Origin of the sequence: Shewanella sp. Pdp11 (assembly GCF_002838165.1) — a bacterium.
In the GTDB taxonomy this organism is placed as follows: domain Bacteria; phylum Pseudomonadota; class Gammaproteobacteria; order Enterobacterales; family Shewanellaceae; genus Shewanella; species Shewanella hafniensis.
Genome location: NZ_CP015194.1, coordinates 3173127 through 3193090, shown reverse-complemented (window position 1 = coordinate 3193090; position 19964 = coordinate 3173127). Strand labels below are relative to the sequence as shown.

The window sequence follows — 19964 nt, the reverse complement described above, 5'->3', positions numbered from 1 at the left end:
CATGAAAAATGACGTTCGGCGGCTATCTATTTTGTCAACTGATGAAATAGATGAACTGTTTGGATTACCTCATTTCTCAGATGATGATCGTCGATTATATTTTGACTTAAGTGCTAAAGAGCGCGAGCTATTCGACAATACCCGAACGTTTTCTGTGGCAGCCCATTTAGTATTGCAACTGGGCTATTTCAAAGCCAAACGGCAGTTTTTCAGTTATGAACAAGAATCGTCAGTACTAAATGACTTGGATTACATTGCCGCGCTGTACTTTCCCACCAAAACGCTTTCAAGGCTGAAAAGTCCCTCAAGACCGATTAGGGCTGAACAACAACGAGCAATTCTTGATTTATTCCAGTATAAACAATGTGATAATGAGGTAAAAGTTGATTTGGAAGATAAAGCACAGCGGGTTGCGATGTTATCGACACAACCTATCTTTATCTTTCGTGAATTAACCCAATACTTAGCATTACACCGTATTGTCATGCCCAGTTATCGGTATATGCAAGAGATGATTGGTAGAGTGGTGGCTTATGAACGCACCCGTATTGCTCGATTACTTAGCACTTGCATGACTTCACTTATCGATCAGCAATTAGCGGCTTTGCTTCGGGCTGAGTCAGGAGTATTTCGCGTCAGCGCATTAAAACATGAAGCTAAAGATTTCAGTTATAAAGAATTGCGACATGAAGTCGCACGGCGGCAGTTTTTCCAGCCTCTACATGAGTTTGCCAAGCAGTTCCTCATAACAGCGGGGATCTCCAATGAAAGCGGCAAGTATTATGCTTCTATGGTTAAGTTTTATACCACTTATAAACTTCAACGCATGAAAAAAGAGACTGCTCAGTTATATCTGCTGTTTTTTGCTTTTCATCGGTTTCAGCAAATTAATGACAACTTAATTGAAGCATTGCTCCATTGGGTCGATCAATACGAGAAACAGGCCAAGCGTGCCGCTGAAGAAGCAATGAATAATGCGGTTACCAATGCAGCGAAAAATTTACAGGCTGCGGGTCATGTATTGAGCCTGTTTACGGATGACACCATCACCGATGACACACCTTTTTCCATTATTAAAGAAAAAGCCTATGCATTGCTTGAACAAGAGAGATTCCCATTAGTTGCTGATTACTTACGCAATATTGCTTTCGACAAAACGGCATTTGAATGGTTACATTACACAAAATTATCCGCCACATTCAAACGTAACTTAAGGCAACTTTTTACTGATCTGGATTTTGCCGGACGTGTAGAAGACTCTCCTTTGCTTGAAGCTATCGGGTTTTTACAAAACTTATTGCGCACAGAAAAATCACCAAGGCAAACTGATCCTAATGCATTTCCGACTGAGATTATTCCTAAAGGTTTACGCCGATATTTGTTTAGTAAAGAGGGCAAAACATTTAAAACGCTTGATGTAGATCGCTATGAGTTTTTGGTCTATCGCCTACTACGCAACTCACTGGAAGCGGGTGATGTGTACGTTAAACATAGTAATGAATTTCGCCGCTTTGAAGATGACTTAATAAGCGATCTTAGATGGCAGGATAAAGAACGAGTATTGCAAGATATTGGTGCGCCCATTTTATTGGCCCCTATCCAAGATACTCTGGCTGTATTTCATACTATGCTAGCAGCACGTTATAGTGCGATTAACCAACACATTTCTGATGGGGTCAACAAACATATTAAAGTGATGGGTGCTGCCGAAAAGCGTCGTTGGAAGCTGCTTTATCCGAGCAGTGATGAATCTGTTAATAGCGATTTTTACAGCCAGTTACCAGGAATTGGTATTGCGGATCTACTGTGGTTTGTTGCGGGTAATACTGGATTTTTAAATGCATTTACCCATGTATTAGATCGTTATGTAAAGCATGAAGCTGATCCCCGTGAAATTTTCGCCTGTATTGTTGCGATGGGAACAAACATGGGGTTAGCAAAAATGGCTGAGGTTTCAGGCCTTAGCTCAGCATCAATGGCGGGGACATCAAGAAATTATCTACGCTTGGAGACATTACGAGCGGCTAATGATGCGATTAGTAATGCGACCAGCCAGCTACCCGCATTTCATCTCTATGATATTCAGGACACACTTCATTCAAGTAGCGATGGTCAGCGGATAGAAACGCAAATTAACACCCTTAACGCTCGATATTCTCCCAAGTATTTTGGTTTACAGAAAGGTGTCAGCGCCTACACGTTGGTTGCAAATCATGTTCCTATAAATGCAAAGATTATTGGGACTCACGAACATGAAAGCCATTACGTTTTCGATTTATTGCATAACAATACCTCTGATATAAAGCCAGAACGGCATTCCACTGACACCCATGGTACCAATCAGGTTAATTTTTGGATTTTGCATGCATTTGGATATCATTTTGCACCTCGTTATCGTGATTTGCATAAGAAAATGGATACATTAGTCGGCTCACAACATCCCAATGAGTGTGGTGACTGGCTAATAAAGCCTGCCCGAAAAACCAACGATGAATTGATTGAACGTGAATGGCCCAATATTCAACGTATCATGGCATCGCTAGCTCAAAAAGATGTTACTCAAGCCACGATTGTTCGCAAACTCTCGAGCTATTCGCGTCAGAATCAGACCAAGAAAGCATTATGGGAGTTGGAAAATATATGCCGAACGCTATACATTCTCGACTTTGTCGACGATGTTGGCTTACGTCAATGTGTACAAAAAGCATTAAATCGTGGCGAAGCCTACCATCGTCTTAGACGAGCAGTTGCATTTGTTAACGGTGGAAAATTCAGAGTAAAAACAGAAGAGGAGCAACAAATTTGGAATGAATGCTCTCGGCTCATCACCAACGCGGTCATTTACTACAACACAGTGCTGCTATCTCGTGTCTATGAACAGAAACAAACTCTAGGAGATCAAAACGCACTGGCTCAGCTTCACAGTATTTCGCCCGTTGCATGGCAGCACATAAATATGTATGGCAATTTTGAGTTTAGTCCATCAACCTCAAAAATAGATATCGATGCATTGGTTGCTCGATATGCTGAACCAGAATATTGGAAGCAAGCGCTGATTGAGAACGAAAATTCAAGTGAGTGATTTTAGAATTTAAAGCTAACTTTACATTTTTGGCGCGTTGGGCAAATTTAGCCATTTTATATTCGGGGCGGCCAGTATCGTCACTCAAGCTGATTTGAATGTGTTGGTTGGGTGAGCTGACGGTAACGGTTTTGGCAAATACGTTGGCACTAAAGAGACTCGTGACCGCAAGGGCGATAAGTGTGGGGCTCAATAGTGCTTGCGATAGCTTTTGGCGCGCTGAACGCGGGCGGGCAATTAACTGAGTAGGGTTCGTCTCGATGAACATTCCTTGATCCTTGTTTTTATAATGAATGTGACTCACAGCATACTAGTGGTGATGGCTTTTTAACCGCAACGGCTTGCATACGTATTCACCAGATTAAGGCGTGGGCTAACAGGAGTGACGAGAAGCACTGCGAGGGCACGAACAAAAGATGTGGTTTGCGTTTGACTCGGGTAAAATGCGCGCTTTATTTTTGCGTAAAAATGCAATTTACAGTGGGATTTACAGCATTTGGAGCCGCAGCAGTAAGGTCAAACCGTGAAAATTAGCCAACGTTTACAACAGATAAACAGCATGATCAGTGGTCATTACGATCATATTTGGGATTGCTGCTGCGATCATGGTTTGCTCGGTATGCTGTTGTTAGAAAGAAGCGCTGCCCGCCAAGTGCACTTTGTCGATTGTGTGCCTTCGCTGATGCAGGCGCTTGAACTGCGGTTGCAGCGTTTCTTCCCCGCAGAGATATCAGGCATTAATCCCAATTTAGCGCCACACTCAGATCCAGACTTAAACCCAGACATAGACCCAGACATAGACCTACAGTCAAACCCAGAATCAAACTCAAACTTATATTGTCATACTCAGTGGCAAGTGCATTGTCTCGATGTCGCGGCTTTACCGCTCGGGCAAACCCGTGTCCAAGATAAACAGTTGATTATTATCGCTGGTGTGGGTGGTGAATTGCTGGTGGACTTAGTGCGGGCAATCTTAGTTCAACACCCACAGCGCCACCTCGAGTTTATTTTGTGTCCCGTGCATCATAATTATTACGTTAGGCAATCACTCACAGCCTTAGGGCTAGGGCTGAAGTCGGAACACTTATTGGAAGAGAATCAACGTTTCTACGAAATCCTCCATGTCACTACAATCGTGGAGCCAAATGGTCTGCCTATCAGTGCTACAGGTTCGTTAATGTGGCAGACGTTAGATGAAACAAGTTTGCCGCGAGCGCAGCGCTATCTGTCGCAGCTGATTGGTCATTACCAGCGCATGCCGGCGCATAAGCAAACACCAGCGATGATTGATGCCTATCAGCAGCAATTGGCCCTGATCTTGAGTGAACATGGGGGAGCATAAGTGAGTTTGAGTCTTTTTGCTGCTTGGGAATTACGCTGAGAACCTAAGAAGAGCAGCTAAGATGAAAATCAGGCGAAAGAGATAATGCATCGCGATCTTAACATTATGGGTAAAACGATTTTAGCTTAAGCCGTTAATAATTAAGCTTGTAATCGCTAAAATCTATCAATCACTCGGATTGGACTGAATATGACTTTTGCCTCTGCAACAGTTTTTGATCTGCATTTGGCACATTTTCGTTTATGCTGCGACTCCTTTTCGGCAAATGGCTACGACTATGCGTTTATTGAGAACCACCCAAGATCCTGCGGTTAACCTACAGACGGCACGCGTTTTTTACCGCAGAGCTGCCCGCGCGATAGTGTTATCGGGTGAAGATATTTTGCTACTTTATACCCAAAAATACCGCGACTATAGCTTACCCGGCGGCGGAATTGACGACGGCGAAAGCCTCGAAGATGGACTGATCCGCGAGCTACAGGAAGAAACCGGCGCCTTAGACATTCAAGTGTTAGCCCCCTTTGGTCGTTACGAAGAGTTTCGGCCTTGGTACCGTGAAGGGGCGAACGTAGTGCACATGGAGTCATTCTGTTATGTGTGCCATATCGACACCGCACTGGGCGAACGTGGTTTAGGTGAGACTCGATTAGAAGCCCATGAGATTAAAAATGGCATGCGGCCTGAATGGCTTAATATTCATCAAGCTATCGCTCATAACGAAGATATTCAGCGTAATCATCCCCATAAAGGCCAATCAATAGAGCGTGAAACTTTTCTGCTAAAACAGATAGTATTGGAAATTCTATAAGTTTTATCTTTTAAATCAAAGCATTAATCTATGATTTTATTTCACGACTAAATTGATTTTCTTAATTTTTGGGCAATTGAACACGGTTATTTTAACCTGATCTTTTAAGCGGATGTGCTTCGAGCCTGTACCTGACTCAGTGGACGTTTAAGGCTATTTCTCACTCTTTTGCCGCAGCAAGGAAGGCAATGCAGATTATTTTATTGACCCACGAACGCGAGTTAACCCGCAAAACGAATACTGGCCAACTCGCGTTAGCCGCATTCCCTGAAGAGGTGAAAAGCATTGTCTGGTCGAGAACGGCACCTGATAACGATTTAGTGGCAATGCTCGCATCCCAGCAGGCTAAATTGTTGTTTCCAGCAAGTGATACTGAGCCTGCTGTGCCCATTGATCATAATGCCTTAGATACGGTGTTAGCTGAGCCAGCGCTATCGAACGCACAAGTCTTGTTAGCGCCTGCGCAATCCACAGTCATTGCAGCACATCAAATGCCGAGCCAAGTGGTTATTTTAGATGCGACCTGGCAGGAGGCGCGTAAGATGCTGCGCCAGAGCCCCTATCTTAAAACAGCTGCACGAGTCAGTTTGCCGCCATTTATGCCTGAATCCACCTTTATATTGCGGCGTAATCAGCAAGAAGGGGGCTTGTGCACCGCTGAATGTATTATTGCGCTTTGGCGCCAGTGTGGCAGAGCAGAACAAGCGACGCTATTAGCGTCGCTGTTTGCTGAATTGAACAGCCGTGCTTGATTGCGGTGTTTGAGAAAGCGTTCGAGGAAACACTTGAATAGATAATTAACGACTTTTAGTTTTGACTCACAGATAAATCACTGTCAGTTAAATTGGAGTCAGTTAAATTAGAGCCAGTCAAATAACAGTCAGATAAATACACAGAAAGTGACTCATGGCACCGCCAAGCACGAATAAATGCCAAATAGCATGGTTAAATGGAATACGTTTTCCAACATAAAATACAACGCCTAAGGTGTAAAATAACCCACCTAAGATCAATAGATTAAACCCCAGTTCCGACATTGCCGCCGTTAAATCGCCCATCACAGTCACACATAGCCAACCCATTGCGAGATACAAGACTAAGCTTAACTTTTTGAATTTGTGAATAAATAGCGTTTTAAATAAGATCCCACCAATCGCAAGCGACCAAATCGCCGTTAAAATCACTATCGATTGCGCTCCTTGTAGGCTTATCAGCATTAAAGGTGTGTAAGTTCCTGCAATCAAACAGTAAATTGCGCAGTGATCGGCGATCTTAAGTTTATGTTTCCAGCCCGAATGGCTAACGCTGTGGTATAAGGTCGAGCATAAAAAAAGCACTATGATGCTCGCACCATAAATGGCAACGCCTGTTAGTTGAATTGGCGTTAGGTGATCTTGCCCTTTGAGTAACATCAGTACCAATGCCACTACGCCTGCGATAACGCCTAAGCCATGGGATACACTGTTAGCGATCTCTTCTTTAATACTGTATGGCCCAGATTTAGCAGGTATATTGGCTGGGTTTTGCTGTTCTATAACACTTTGACTCGACATGGTAGATACACACTCGCAAACGATAATGACTGAGTCTATCAGTTAGAAAAATAAATCACCATATTTAAGCGTACACCCGTAAGCTTAAATTGGTAACTGGCTTCTATTGTATTCACCTTTTTATCTTTTTAACGCCGTCTTGTATTCCTGTCAGCGTATCGCATTGATGATGTTATCCGCTTAAAGACGTAAGAGTTAACAAGCATTTGCCCTTCAATTTAGCGCGATTGTGATCCCAATTCCCAGCCTTATTTGCCTAAACCGACAAGTGTCTAATTAAGCATTGGCGTTAGCACTGCGCTTGTAACGTGTTGCTTTCGCGTTGAACTTTACCCTGTTTGCCTCCTCTAATCTGCGTTGAGCACTCGCAAGTAAATGCAATCATTGGATAATTTGCTTTCAATATTCAGTAACCCGATATTGGATTGATATTGAATTAGAGTGCAATGGTTCCACGTTTAGCATCATCGAAATCAATTGAGACTACACAAAACCTAAGGATGGATTTTGCCTTTTCAACGTCAACCCAAAGCCGCGCCTTTATTGACAGTATCTCCTACAGCAATAGCGATTGGAGATGATGCTGATAGTGATTTGCCTATTTCGGTCACATCGTCATCGGTCACATCGCCAGAATGCGAGACTTTTATTGCATTTGATGATCACCTCAGTGATCAGGGTGATGCTTTGGCATCTGAGTCTAAATTAGAATCCCAATTTGAACTGTCTTGTACGTTACAAACCTATGCTCAGGCATTGGGGGCGGGATCCGTTTTGCGTGCTCGTCAGCCGTATTTCAAAGGATTAAGTCTGTTATTTTTTGTGCTGTTAGTACATGTGTGTTTATTTTTACTTATCTGTATTTTGTGGCGCCCACAGTTAAATCCCTTTGGATTAACAGAAACAGAAAGCCGTGGACCAAAAGTGGCGGCGCTCAAAGCTTACTTTATTTATGCTCCCGCGGTAGAGAAGGCTGAAAGCGCTGCACTAGAAAGAGAGAGCAAGGCCGAGGATAAGACTGAAGCGGCAAGTTCTGTTACGCCTACAACTGTTCCCACGCCTACAACTCCTATTAAGCCTCAACCAACGCCTAAAAAGGTCATGCCTGAAACAGCCGTCTCTGAAAAAGTAGAAGCGGAAAAAGTAGAGCAGGAAAAAGTGAAGCCAGATACGGTTAAACCGGACATCACTCAATCGAGCCAATCTCAATCAAGTGCCCAAAGTGAAGTACAGCCCGCGGAAGTGACGGCAAAAAAACCAACTAATACGCTTGATACCACAGAAATAAAGCCGCAGCTTGGCGCTCAGAGTTCGCCTGCAGCAGAAGGTGAGAGCACAATAGCGACAAGCTCGAGCATGAGTTTATTCACGCAGCAGTATTTTGAACGTCAGCGCGAGCAAGCGCTCGATGATCTCGTCAGTGAACAGGCCGATAAATTCACCCAGAAATCGAATATGAGTGAAATAAGCCCAGAGATGGAAGTGTTATTTGTCCCTAACGCCGATGATTTCGGTGGCACAACGAGTCTAGATTTACCCTTAGATCCAAATCGTATTGTACGTAAAGGCGATACTTGTTATCGCGTGGTACAAGTCGGCACTCAAGTTAATCCATACGCCGAAAATTTAGGCTTCCCATTTGACTGCAGTGGCAAAAAAATCAATCAAGCGATTGATGATGCCATTCAATCCCGATTAAAAAAAATGATGCTCAAACCTCATAAATAGTGACTTTATTTTATGATTTATTTTCACGTCAATTATAAGTTTTTTAGTTTTATTTAATTTTTTCAATCAAAAACAATAGATTGTGAGTCTTTATTTTGGATTAATAGTTAAGGTTTTTAATTGCTTTTTTCCTTGTTTGTTGCTGCCGCTTCTGTCTATACTGCGCATTCATCTTGTCGGAGTGCCTCTTGGCTGAGACCGTTTATTCGGGATCCGTTGAACCTGATCAGGTTAAAACCTGCGAAGGAAACAAGCGTAATAACATACATTAAATCGCGAAAATAACCGGATTAAACACCTGTTTACTCAGCAGTGTTTTAAGCCTTAATGTTTAGATTTAATTGTTATTGAGCAGGGTAACTCAATTTTTGACGCCAGTGTTGGTCACAAAAATTGATTGCCATGTCCAGCTATCAACAACGCAATTCTCCAGACAAGCAACTCCATTTTTTAACGTGAGATTGCTTATGTCCAGTTCAAACCAAAACCCAGCTGTAGCTGCCAATACGATAGAAATTACAGCGCCAGAATCCATAGTCCCTAATAAATCAACAATCACTAATAAATCGACCGAGTCTCGTCAATCAATCGTGCCTAAGGCGCCGAGTCGCCGCGAAACCCGCGCGCAGGCCCAAGCCTTTATCGATACGTTAGCGCCGCTGCAACATCCTAATTCACAAAAGATTTACCTCGAAGGTTCCAGAGCCGATATTCGCGTTGGCATGCGGCAGATTCTGCAGACTGACACCCTTGTCGGCGGTACAAATGATGCGCCTATCATGGAAAAAAATCCGCCAATCCGCGTGTACGATTGCGCCGGACCTTATTCCGATCCTGAGGCCGATATCAATGTGCGTCTAGGCCTTGGTAAATTAAGACAAAACTGGATCCTAGCCCGCAACGATACAGAGCAATTACTCTGCGCAACCTCAGACTTTACCCAACAAAGACTCGCCGATGACGGTTTAGACCATCTGCGTTTTGAGGCTGGCTCGAGTGCCATTGTCCGCCCACGCAGAGCACTGCAGGGCAAACGCGTCAGTCAATTACACTATGCCCGTCAAGGGATTATCACGCCCGAAATGGAATATGTGGCGATCCGCGAGAATATGGCACTTGCGCAGGTACAGGATGAAATCCTCAATCGTAAAGCTAAGGGCGAAGCCTTTGGTGCCTTAGTCGGCGAGCCGATTACCGCCGAATTTGTCCGCTCTGAAGTCGCCCGTGGCCGCGCGATTATCCCGCTGAATATTAACCATCCCGAAGCCGAACCTATGATCATCGGGCGTAACTTTCTGGTGAAAGTGAACGCCAATATCGGTAACTCTGCGGTCACTTCTTCCATCGAGGAAGAAGTGGAAAAGCTTGTCTGGTCAACCCGTTGGGGTGCAGATACTGTCATGGATTTATCCACGGGTCGTTATATTCACGAAACCCGCGAGTGGATCATCCGCAACTCACCAGTGCCCATCGGCACAGTGCCGATTTATCAAGCGCTGGAGAAAGTGAACGGCGTGGCAGAGGATTTAACCTGGGAAGTGTTCCGCGATACCTTGATTGAACAAGCTGAGCAAGGTGTTGATTACTTTACTATTCATGCTGGTGTGCTGCTGCGTTATGTGCCGATGACGGCTAAACGTGTTACTGGGATCGTTTCTCGCGGCGGTTCAATTATGGCCAAATGGTGCCTGAGTCATCACAAGGAAAACTTCCTCTACAGCCATTTTCGTGAGATCTGTGAGCTTTGCGTCGCCTACGATGTATCCCTGTCTTTAGGTGATGGTATGCGTCCCGGATCGATTGCCGACGCCAATGATGCTGCCCAGTTTGCAGAGCTTGAAACCTTAGGTGAGCTAGTCAAAATCGCGTGGGAATACGACGTACAAACCATTATCGAAGGGCCGGGACATATCCCGATGCAGCTCATTAAAGAGAACATGGACAAGCAGTTAGCTCACTGCGATGAAGCGCCGTTTTACACCCTTGGCCCACAAATCACCGATATCGCACCTGGGTATGATCATTTCACCTCCGGCATAGGCGCGGCCATGATAGCTTGGTACGGCTGCGCCATGTTGTGTTATGTAACACCAAAAGAACACTTAGGATTACCGAATAAACAAGATGTTAAGCAAGGTTTGATTGCTTATAAGATTGCTGCCCACGCCGCCGATGTGGCCAAAGGTCATCCGAGTGCGCAAATTCGTGACAATGCGCTGGCAAAGGCGCGTTTCGAATTCCGCTGGGAAGATCAATATAATTTAGGACTCGATCCTGACACCGCGCGTGCTTATCACGATGAATCTTTACCGCAGGAATCCGCTAAAGTCGCGCATTTTTGCTCTATGTGCGGCCCTAAATTTTGTTCGATGAAAATCACCCAAGATGTTCGCGCCTATGCCGCTGGCTTAGAGGCGGCACAAGCGAAGGCGGAGCAAGTTGAAGCGGCTGCCCAAGCTATGCAAGTCACAATCAAGACGCCGCAGGAGTTGGAAGCGGCAATGGCGCTAAAATCGGCACAATTTGCTGCCTCGGGCGCCGAGATTTATCACGTTAAAGACAAGCTCGTCGCCGAAGCTGAGGAAGCCTAATGATGCTGGGTATTCATGGGGGGAAATTGCCCATGAATACCGAGCGCCCCGCGTTTGTCTGGACTATAGCCGGTTCAGACAGCGGCGGCGGTGCCGGTATTCAGGCGGACTTGGCAACGATTCAGGATTTGGGCTGCCACGGTTGCAGCGTGATCACCACAGTGACGGCGCAAAGCTCAGTGGCGGTCACTTTAGTCGAGCCCGTATCAGCGGCGATGTTAATGGCTCAGTTGACGACTCTACTTTCCGACTTGCCACCCAAAGCGATCAAAATCGGCTTACTGGCAGATCAATCTCAAGTCGCATTGCTGGCAGATTGGATCGCGAGTTTTAAAATCCACTATCCATCAGTGCCTGTAATTGTCGATCCTGTGATGGTCGCCAGTTGTGGTGATGCATTAGCAGTAGATAACAGTCAGGATATAAAAAGTACGGCCAAATCAGTCTTAGATTTTAATCCTTTCAAAGGCTTAATCGAACTTATCACGCCCAATGTGCTTGAACTTGGGCGGTTAACTCACAGTGATGTTTCAACGAAAGCACAGTTCGTTGCTGCAGCACAGGCTTTATCCCAGAGTTTAGATTGCAGTGTGCTCGCTAAAGGGGGCGATGTGAGCTTTGGTTGCACTGACATTCTTGATGATACTCAAACTCACGATAGCACTTATGCTCAAATTCAGGCTAATGCCCACAAGAGCAACGGCTGGGATCATGGGCTTGCCGAGGATTATCTGGTTTGCCATCAAGTACGCGCTAGCTCTGAGCTGCATCAAAATGGGCGTTTTTGGTTGGCAAGCCCGCGGGTTAATACCCGTCATAACCATGGTAGCGGCTGCACTTTGTCATCGGCTATTGCCGCCGTGTTAGCGCAAGGTTTTGTATTACAAGATGCGGTGGTGGTTGCCAAAGCCTACGTGAGTCAAGGCTTAAGCGCGGCGATTGGTTTAGGGCAAGGTCCAGGGCCGTTGGCCCGTACGGGGTGGCCCAATGACTTGTCCCGCTATGCCAAGATAAGGCTGTGTGATGGTAATTTTATTAGTCATCACCTCAACCAACATCTTGATGTTGGTAATGACTTAGTTGCAACAGTTTTTTCCGCAACAGATCAGGCAACCGCTCAGGTAAGAATAACTTCGACGCCAGCTCAATACATCTCATCCCACGGTTTTAAAGTGCTCGATGCCGATCTTGGTGTTTATCCCGTGGTGAGTGATTTAACCATGCTGAAAAGTTTGTTAGTTGCGGGCGTTAAAACCGTGCAGTTACGGATAAAAACCGACATCAGCGAGTTATCTAGTGCAGTGCTAGCCGAATCTGATTTAGGCAAATGTGAGTCAGGTAAGTCTGAGTTGGTTGGCTCTGAATTAGAAGCACAAATTCAAACGGCCATTGCCTTAGGTAAGCATTTTAATGCGCAGCTTTTTATTAATGATCACTGGCAGTTAGCGATAAAGCATCATGCCTTTGGGGTACATTTAGGCCAAGAAGATCTCGCCGTTACCGACTTAGCGGCCATTCAAGCCGCGGGACTCGCGTTAGGTCTATCCAGCCACAGTTATTTCGAGTTGCTATTGGCGCATCAATACTCGCCATCCTACATAGCGCTTGGGCATATATTCCCAACCACGACGAAGCAAATGCCTTCGGCGCCCCAAGGGCTCGCAAAACTTAAGCACTATGTGGCGTTACTCCAAGACCATTATCCCTTGGTCGCCATTGGCGGCATCGACTTAGATAATCTGGCAAAGGTGAAAGCCACTGGGGTGGGCAATATTGCTGTGGTGCGCGCAATAACGAAAGCTAAGGAGCCAGTCGCAGCGTTTGCAGAGCTGAGCCAAGCTTGGGAGCAATGTAGCTTGTCTGAAGAACTGGCTGTAAAGCATGAGTTGGATGCAAAGCATGAGTAAAAACCCACCGCTTGGTCACGCAGAGGTTCTTTGCGGTCATATACACAGCGACAATGAATACTGCGGCCATACACTCAGTGATGCCGATTTTATGCGTTATTCTCGGCAAGTCTTATTGCCTGAAGTCGGTGAGGCTGGGCAATTACAACTGGCCGGCGCTGGTGTCGCTATTATCGGTCTTGGCGGTTTAGGGCAATTGGCGGCGCAGTATCTGGCTTGTGCAGGTATTGGTCGCTTGACCTTAATCGACATGGATAAAGTTGAAGTATCAAATCTGCCAAGACAATTGTTATTCAACGATGCCGATATTGGGCTTAATAAGGCGCTAGTTGCCAAGCAAAAGCTCAATGGCATAGCACCGCGTTGCACTGTTACTGCCTATGAAACGGCATTTAATGCTGCGACATCGGCTCATCATTTGGCGGATATTTTACTGGCAAAACAACAGGGCAAAAAAGTGCTAGTGCTTGACTGCACCGATAACTTTGCGACTCGCCAAGCCATTAATCGCAGCTGTATCGAAGCGGCTTTGCCTTTAGTTAGCGCGTCAATCGCGGCATTTAGCGGCCAATTGTTCGCGGTCGACCAAATGCGGTTCCCTTCTGGTGGTTGTTATCACTGTATTTTCCCCGAACAGACGAGAGTGTCGCAGAGCTGCAGTACCCAAGGCGTACTCGGCCCCAGCGTGGGCGTGATGGCGTCAATGCAATCCTTGGTGGCCATGCAACTCTTGCTGAGTGTGGATAGCGGTTGCGATGAATCGAAAAATGTCTTGTTGGGACGTTTTTGGCGCTTCGACGCTAAATCACTTTCATGGACAGCGGCGATATTAACGCGGGATCCCCATTGTGGCGTATGTGGTCCAAAAGAGGTTCATTCATTATCCGATAAGCCCAGCAAACTATAAAGTATGGAGGTTTGATATGATTTTAATTCACATAAATAATGTCCCGCAGCCATTAACGGAACCGACTTCACTCGCGGCTGTGATCCTCGCGCAAGATATAGCCCTCGATTCGGTCGCTATCGTGTTGAATGCAGAGGTGGTTCCGCGCAATCGCTGGCAATCGATTCTCTGCCAACATGAAGATAAATTAGAACTTTTTTCAGCTGTAGCGGGAGGCTAGTATGTTAACGATTGCCGATGTGGAGTTTGAATCACGGTTATTTACCGGAACGGGAAAATTCAGCAATAGCCAAGTGATGCTTGAGGCGATAACGGCTTCAAAATCGCAGTTAGTGACAGTTGCGATGAAAAGAATTGATTTTAAAATGGGGCTTGATGATTTACTCACGCCGTTACGCCAAGCGGGTGTACGGCTATTGCCTAACACTTCGGGGGCGAGAAACGCCAAGGAAGCGGTGTTTGCGGCTGAGCTTGCCCGTGAAATGCTGGGAACTCATTGGATTAAGCTCGAAATCCACCCGGATCCTAAGTACCTAATGCCCGATGCGATAGAAACCTTAGAGGCGGCCAGAATTCTCTGTGAGAAAGGCTTTATCGTATTGCCCTACGTGCATGCCGATCCTGTGCTCTGTCGCCGCTTGGAAGAGGTTGGCTGCGCTGCGGTTATGCCACTGGCGAGTCCGATTGGCAGTAATCAAGGTTTAGTCACTGAAAGCTTTTTAAAAATCATCATAGAGCAGGCGCGGGTGCCAGTGGTGATCGATGCCGGTATTGGCGCGCCTTCACAGGCTGCGCGGGCAATGGAGCTGGGCGCCGATGCGGTGCTCGTCAACACCGCCATCGCCAGCAGCGCGTCGCCGATAGTGATGGCCGAGTGCTTTAAAGAGGCGGTGCAATGCGGCAGACGTGCCTTTGCAGCTGGGCTTGGCCGAGTACAAACGGGCGCGGTACATACCAGTCCTCTAACGGGATTTTTAAATCAATGAGTTTTGTCGCGGAATTTGCCAAGATCCCACGGGATAAACTGTTACTCGATTTGTATTCTTGCACTGCCCAAGATGTTGAGCGGGCGTTAGTGAGTCCAGCTGGGGATTTACGTAGCTTACTGGCCTTGCTATCACCTGCGGCGGAACCTTATATCGAAACCATGGCGCAGCACTCTGCGGCGCTTACACGGCAGCGATTTGGCGCGAATCTGGGTATGTATTTACCGCTATACGTCTCGAATCTGTGCGCTAATGAGTGTGATTACTGTGGTTTTAGCATGAGTAACAAACTCAAACGCAAAACCTTGAATGAACAGGAGTTGATGGCTGAAATAGCCATTATCAAAGGCAGAGGTTTTGATTCTATTTTACTGGTGTCGGGTGAGCATGAAACTAAGGTTGGTATTGATTATTTCAAGCAAATGTTGCCGCTGGTAAAGCAGCAATTTAGCCATGTGGCGATGGAGGTTCAGCCCATGAGTGAGGACCATTATCGCCAGTTAGTCGCGCTAGGTTTAGATGCTGTGATGATTTATCAAGAGACCTATCAGCCCGAGACTTATGCTCGTCACCATTTGCGAGGTAAAAAAATGGATTTTGCCTATCGTTTAGCAACACCTGACAGAGTTGCGGCGGCGGGCGTTGATAAAATTGGTCTTGGGGTATTACTCGGGCTGGATGATTGGCGTTTAGATGCGTTAATGATGGGATATCATCTCGACTATTTAGAGCGACGCTATTGGCGCACCCGCTTTAGTATTTCGCTACCAAGGTTACGACCTTGTACTGGCGGGATCACCCCAAAAGTCATGCTATCGGATCTAGGTTTAGTGCAAATTATTTGTGCATTTAGACTTTTTAATCAACAGCTTGATATTAGCATGTCGACAAGGGAAAGCCCTGAGCTGAGGGATAATCTTTTGCCACTTGGGATCACTCAAATCAGTGCGGGCAGTTCGACGCAACCGGGCGGCTATCAAGCGCCTGACAGTCAACTCGATCAATTTGAGATAAGCGATGATCGCAGTGTCGAGCAAGTTATCGAACAGATGCAACGGCAGGGTTTTAATCCCGTATTTAAGGATTGGGAAGCTAATTGGATCACAGGATAAATCTGGCCGTAAATAAATGCTGAGAATGCGGATAAAATCTGTACTTTTGCACGTTGCTGGTCAATAATTGACCCATTAATCACAGCGTGCAGGAATACCGTTATGCAAATCCAATCTGCTTATTCATCCGGTCTGCAAGGCTTGCAAAGTGCTCAATCTGGGCTCACTCAAGCAACGATAGATGTGGCCAAACCTACACAGACGCAAAGTGCGACTCCGGCTGAGCCTACCAGAGATGTTGCCCAGCCCGATAAAACTTCGGCATTACTGGCAGCAAATGAGTCATTAAGACAAGGTGAAGCCTCAACAGAAGTGATTGAAACAGATTCAGAAACGATAGGTTCGATCATTAATATTAAGGTGTAAAAATCATGTCGGTTGTGGCGCTATCACCTAAGGTAGGAGCGCCATCCTCTTCATTTTCGACACATGATAAGACGCTAAGCTCGAATCTAAGCCAGACTCAAGCTAATAGCACTTATCAAGGAGCCAGCGCTCACACTGCAGGCTCCGCAAAATTTGAAGCGAGTGGTGCCTATGAACCACATTTTACTGGAACCTCAACCGCTCCGGTTCAAGCTGCGCCTATTGCTTCATTAGCAACTCACGTTTCCCAATCTCTCCACTCATCACCGAATGTATCTTTTAACGCGAGTTCTTTGGCTGCTAGTTCATTGCCCTCGAGCACTCAAACATTTTCTGCTACGCCTGCCGCTATATCATCAGCGCCTTTATTCAACGGGACAAATACCGCGACACCTGTCAGTTCAAATGTTGCTGGTACTGATGCTGCAAAAGCGTCGCTTGCAATCGCTGATGCTACGCCTGTACCACCAACGTTCAATGGCGCAAGCCAAGCACTAAAGGCCAATCCTTTCGCTGAATCAAGGCCGCAGGTTACTCTTCCTAAAACCAATGCTCCTCAAGTCAATGGGTTAAAAGATCGGGCGAGTTTGCATGCTGATGCCAGTTTTAGCTTATTAACTGGGCCAAGATCCATTTCTGGTGTGCGTGGGGGACAAATTGCCGCACCTATGTCGACTCCGGCATTTTCATCAATCACGAGTACTATAGGAACTAGCCTTGGCGCAAACGCCTTATCTACAACAAGTCCGAGTCTTAGTGTCACGAGCAGTATTCCAGCTAATATTTTTACGCCTCCGAGTTCTTCAATTGGCACGAGTAGCACAGATCTTCCCGCTTTTAATCCATCGAGTACGGGCAGTGTTTCTCCAATAACGCCTGATTTAGCCGCAGTGTTTGGGCCACAAACTGTCTTTACTGGCGCAGCGGTAGTTGACCCCTCTACCTCGGAAGGTAACAGCTCTGTAAATAACAGTTCTGGAAATTCTGGAAATTCTGGAAATATAAGTAGTAATAGTTCTGCTGCGAGTGTAGGGACTGTTGAGCAGTCAAACTTTGCACAAGCAGCAGATCAATCCGCTCGCAATGAAGTTGCTCAACCGACAGTGTTGGAACAATTTACCCAGGTTTTCGGTGACGCTAAGGCTCAAGTCAGTCAGGTAGAAGATCCTGCTATAGCGTCTAACCCAGATGATCGTCAGCAAGCCTTAGCCGATGTCTTTGCTAAAAACGATAATCAGCTTGAAAAGCAAGCACAGGAAGAAGCGTCGCAGAAACAGCAAGCTGTGGCAGCGGAACAAGCAAAGCAACAACAATCACAAGCGCAATCACAGGCACAGCAGGCTCAGGAGCAAGTAAAGCAAGCCCAAGAAAAAGCGCAGGCGCAACAGCAACAACAGGTTGATTCACTTAAGGCTAGAGATTCTGAGGTTAAAGCCCATGAACATGCCCATGCTACAGTCGGCGGGCAATATGCTCAGAGTCCGAGTTTTAAGTATGAGAAGGGCGCCGATGGCCAACGTTATGCTACCGATGGTGAAGTGCAGATCGATGTTTCTGCTGTCGGAGGCGATCCACTCGCAACGATAAACAAAATGAAGCAAGTGTACGCGGCGGCAATGGCTCCGGTTGATCCTTCATCTGCGGATATCCGCGTTGCCGCGGAAGCTTTGCAAAAAATGAATGAAGCAAAGGTGAAGCTTGCTGAAGAGCGGCAACAACAGATTGTAGACTTGCAAACAACCCAAACCTTAGTGGGCGCCGATGCGCAGATTAAAGCGCTACCGCCGTTGCAAGAACACACACCCGTAGTAACGGGGAACGTCGATGAGTCAGGGAATATTGCTCAGCCCCAAAATGCCGTCTCAACACCAGTATCAGATGCAGTCGATAAGCTCATTCAAAGGGTTGAAGCGCAGAGGGCCAAAACCGCAGTGACGACTGATACTAGCTCTAATACTAGTTCGGAAACTCCATCTAATACCTCGAGTACCAGCGGCTCAGTTAATACCCCAACGACAGTGGAAACCATTGAGCCACCGACTGCAACCTTAGCATTTGGAGAAGCATCAACTGCTGCTGATTTAGCGACCCGTTTTATCCCAAGACCCGATAGTACCGCAAGTCGTTATTATGCCGCTGTTGCACAAGCCAGTATTGGACCTTCAGTCCGTGCTGACGTAACGCAGCAAGTCAATATTCAGCCTTCTAATCTAGCCCCTGTAAACGAGCTGCCTAATAATGCGCAATCCGCTACTGTTCTGCTAACTCTGGCAGCAAAAGATACCAACGAGATAAACGAGTCGCCCTCAAGCATCAGTGCGAGTGAGAATCGCAGTGCGTCACTGCAGAGTGAGTCAAGTGTTGAAGATAATACATCGCAAGAAGCTGGATTGATTCAGCCGCAATACTTGGGTCAGCAACCAGCACGCTATGTTGATTTTAGTGTGTAAGATTAGGCTTTAACTATGTCCATTCAGCTGTTCATTCTCTTTTTTCAAGCAACCTCTCTGCATTTATTCTTCCGCACTAAGCACTAAGCACTAAGCACTAAGCACTAAGCACTAAGCCAGCGTCAGACTAGGCTCCTAGCGTCTTGCTCACTCGAATTGAGAACTCGTTTGGTTATCTTGCTATTAATTGTTATTCGTCGGTTCAATTCCATGTTGTTGTAAAATCAAAGAGGCAAGCAGTTTGGATGCTGGTCCTTGTTGATCCCTATTGGGGATCACTAGGCTCAACATGATGCGACGTTTTTGACTGCCATCAAGATGTAAACGCACTAACTTGCCCGAAGCCAATTCCTCTTGGACTAAAAAAGACGGGATCCAACAGAAACCAATACCTTGGTTAAGAATGACTTTTGCCTCGTGGAAGTTAGAGACTGTCCAGCGCTGCTCAGCTTTGAGCCAGCCGATATCAATATTGGATTGCACGCCGGTATCTTTGATCACTAACTGTAAATACTGTGCCAGTAGTTTATCGTCTTCAATTGTGCCTAAGTCTGCGAGTGGGTGACTTGGATGACAGACGAGGTAGAGTTCTTGTTCACATAAGGGTTCGGATAAATACCCTTTAGGCGGTACCCCTGCACAGATTGCAATATCGACTTTACCCTGCAGAATGAGCTCTTGGGTGCCAGTGATCACAGAATCCAGCATGATGATGCGTGTGCCACGGCTGTGGGGCAGAAATGCATTGAGGGCACACACTAAACTTTCCATCGGATAGATAATTTCGCGGGCAAGCGTGAGTGTTGGTTCCCACCCTTGTTCGAGATTACTCGCGAGTTGTTCTAACTCATTGACGGCTTGGGTGACATGCCGTGAGCGGCGCAGCAGTACTTCGCCTTGCTGGGTGAGATAGGCTTTACGGCCTTTGACTTCGAGTAGTTCTATACCTAACTGATGCTGTAATTTGGCAACGGCATGGTTAAGTGACGATTGACTCTTGTTGAGTCTTTCGGCCGCTTGGGCATAGCCACCAAAATCGACCACAGCTTGCAAAATACGCCATTGTTCTAAGGTAGATTTAGCTCGAGTCATTATAATCTCAAAAAAACGATAGATTGAGGCTTATAGTGGC

At 46.2% G+C, this 19964-nt stretch carries 16 protein-coding genes, 1 pseudogene and 1 riboswitch; of the genes and pseudogenes, 13 read left to right on the top strand and 4 right to left on the bottom strand.

Annotated elements, in window-relative coordinates:
* The first annotated feature begins 1 nt into the window (after position 1).
* Positions 2–3082, top strand: a complete 3081-nt coding sequence (locus tag AYJ58_RS14155; RefSeq protein ID WP_106650610.1) for a Tn3 family transposase — start codon at positions 2–4, stop codon at positions 3080–3082.
* A 52-nt stretch (positions 3083–3134) separates the two neighbouring features.
* Here the strand turns inward: AYJ58_RS14155 and AYJ58_RS22235 are convergent.
* Positions 3135–3350: pseudogene (locus tag AYJ58_RS22235) on the bottom strand (glycoside hydrolase family 97 protein); the annotation flags it as partial.
* A gap of 255 nt (positions 3351–3605) precedes the next feature.
* On the opposite strand from AYJ58_RS22235, the gene AYJ58_RS14145 reads away from it, so the two are divergent.
* The 3 genes from AYJ58_RS14145 (at position 3606) to AYJ58_RS14135 (ending at position 5984) form a co-directional block, all read left to right on the top strand.
* Complete coding sequence (locus AYJ58_RS14145; protein ID WP_106650609.1) at positions 3606–4424, top strand: tRNA (adenine(22)-N(1))-methyltransferase; 819 nt, start codon at positions 3606–3608, stop codon at positions 4422–4424.
* 277 nt (positions 4425–4701) lie between these two features.
* Positions 4702–5232, top strand: coding sequence for an NUDIX hydrolase (locus AYJ58_RS14140; protein WP_106650608.1), 531 nt, complete (start codon positions 4702–4704; stop codon positions 5230–5232).
* A 188-nt stretch (positions 5233–5420) separates the two neighbouring features.
* Positions 5421–5984 (top strand): tRNA-uridine aminocarboxypropyltransferase, encoded by a 564-nt coding sequence (locus AYJ58_RS14135; protein WP_106650607.1) that lies wholly within the window; start codon positions 5421–5423, stop codon positions 5982–5984.
* Between the two features lie 55 nt (positions 5985–6039).
* Here the strand turns inward: AYJ58_RS14135 and AYJ58_RS22230 are convergent, their stop codons facing one another.
* Entirely contained in the window at positions 6040–6126 is an 87-nt protein-coding gene (locus tag AYJ58_RS22230) for a pentapeptide repeat-containing protein (protein ID WP_373316990.1), read from the bottom strand.
* Positions 6102–6785, bottom strand: a complete 684-nt coding sequence (trhA, locus tag AYJ58_RS14125) for a PAQR family membrane homeostasis protein TrhA (protein WP_106650605.1) — start codon at positions 6783–6785, stop codon at positions 6102–6104. Before trhA ends, AYJ58_RS22230 begins: the two co-directional genes overlap by 25 nt.
* 507 nt (positions 6786–7292) lie before the next feature.
* Between trhA and AYJ58_RS14120 the strand changes: the two genes are divergently transcribed.
* The 9 genes from AYJ58_RS14120 to AYJ58_RS14080 all read left to right on the top strand — a co-directional run bounded on the left by AYJ58_RS14120 (position 7293) and on the right by AYJ58_RS14080 (position 18832).
* Positions 7293–8513 (top strand): hypothetical protein, encoded by a 1221-nt coding sequence (locus AYJ58_RS14120; protein ID WP_106650604.1) that lies wholly within the window; start codon positions 7293–7295, stop codon positions 8511–8513.
* Positions 8514–8680: 167 nt separating this feature from the next.
* Positions 8681–8779: riboswitch (TPP riboswitch) on the top strand.
* Between the two features lie 201 nt (positions 8780–8980).
* Complete coding sequence (thiC, locus tag AYJ58_RS14115; protein ID WP_232790814.1) at positions 8981–11104, top strand: phosphomethylpyrimidine synthase ThiC; 2124 nt, start codon at positions 8981–8983, stop codon at positions 11102–11104.
* 2 nt (positions 11105–11106) lie between these two features.
* Positions 11107–13011 carry a thiamine phosphate synthase gene (gene thiE / locus AYJ58_RS14110; RefSeq protein WP_106651828.1) on the top strand — a complete coding sequence of 635 codons (1905 nt, stop codon included), beginning with the start codon at positions 11107–11109 and terminating at the stop codon, positions 13009–13011.
* Positions 13004–13918, top strand: a complete 915-nt coding sequence (locus AYJ58_RS14105; RefSeq protein ID WP_106650603.1) for a HesA/MoeB/ThiF family protein — start codon at positions 13004–13006, stop codon at positions 13916–13918. Before thiE ends, AYJ58_RS14105 begins: the two co-directional genes overlap by 8 nt.
* A gap of 16 nt (positions 13919–13934) precedes the next feature.
* A complete protein-coding gene (gene thiS / locus AYJ58_RS14100) occupies positions 13935–14138 on the top strand; it encodes a sulfur carrier protein ThiS (RefSeq protein WP_006081758.1) in 204 nt (67 codons plus the stop codon).
* A gap of 1 nt (position 14139) precedes the next feature.
* A complete protein-coding gene (locus AYJ58_RS14095) occupies positions 14140–14904 on the top strand; it encodes a thiazole synthase (RefSeq protein WP_106650602.1) in 765 nt (254 codons plus the stop codon).
* Positions 14901–16016: a 2-iminoacetate synthase ThiH gene (thiH, locus tag AYJ58_RS14090; protein ID WP_106650601.1), complete on the top strand. Its 1116-nt coding sequence runs from the start codon at positions 14901–14903 to the stop codon at positions 16014–16016. The genes AYJ58_RS14095 and thiH overlap by 4 nt, the downstream gene beginning before the upstream one ends.
* A 102-nt stretch (positions 16017–16118) precedes the next feature.
* Entirely contained in the window at positions 16119–16382 is a 264-nt protein-coding gene (locus AYJ58_RS14085; RefSeq protein WP_012089301.1) for a hypothetical protein, read from the top strand.
* Positions 16383–16387: 5 nt separating this feature from the next.
* A complete protein-coding gene (locus AYJ58_RS14080) occupies positions 16388–18832 on the top strand; it encodes a putative metalloprotease CJM1_0395 family protein (RefSeq protein ID WP_106650600.1) in 2445 nt (814 codons plus the stop codon).
* A gap of 183 nt (positions 18833–19015) precedes the next feature.
* On the opposite strand, the gene AYJ58_RS14075 is transcribed toward AYJ58_RS14080, so the two are convergent.
* Entirely contained in the window at positions 19016–19924 is a 909-nt protein-coding gene (locus AYJ58_RS14075; RefSeq protein ID WP_106650599.1) for a LysR family transcriptional regulator, read from the bottom strand.
* Between the last annotated feature and the right edge of the window lie 40 nt (positions 19925–19964).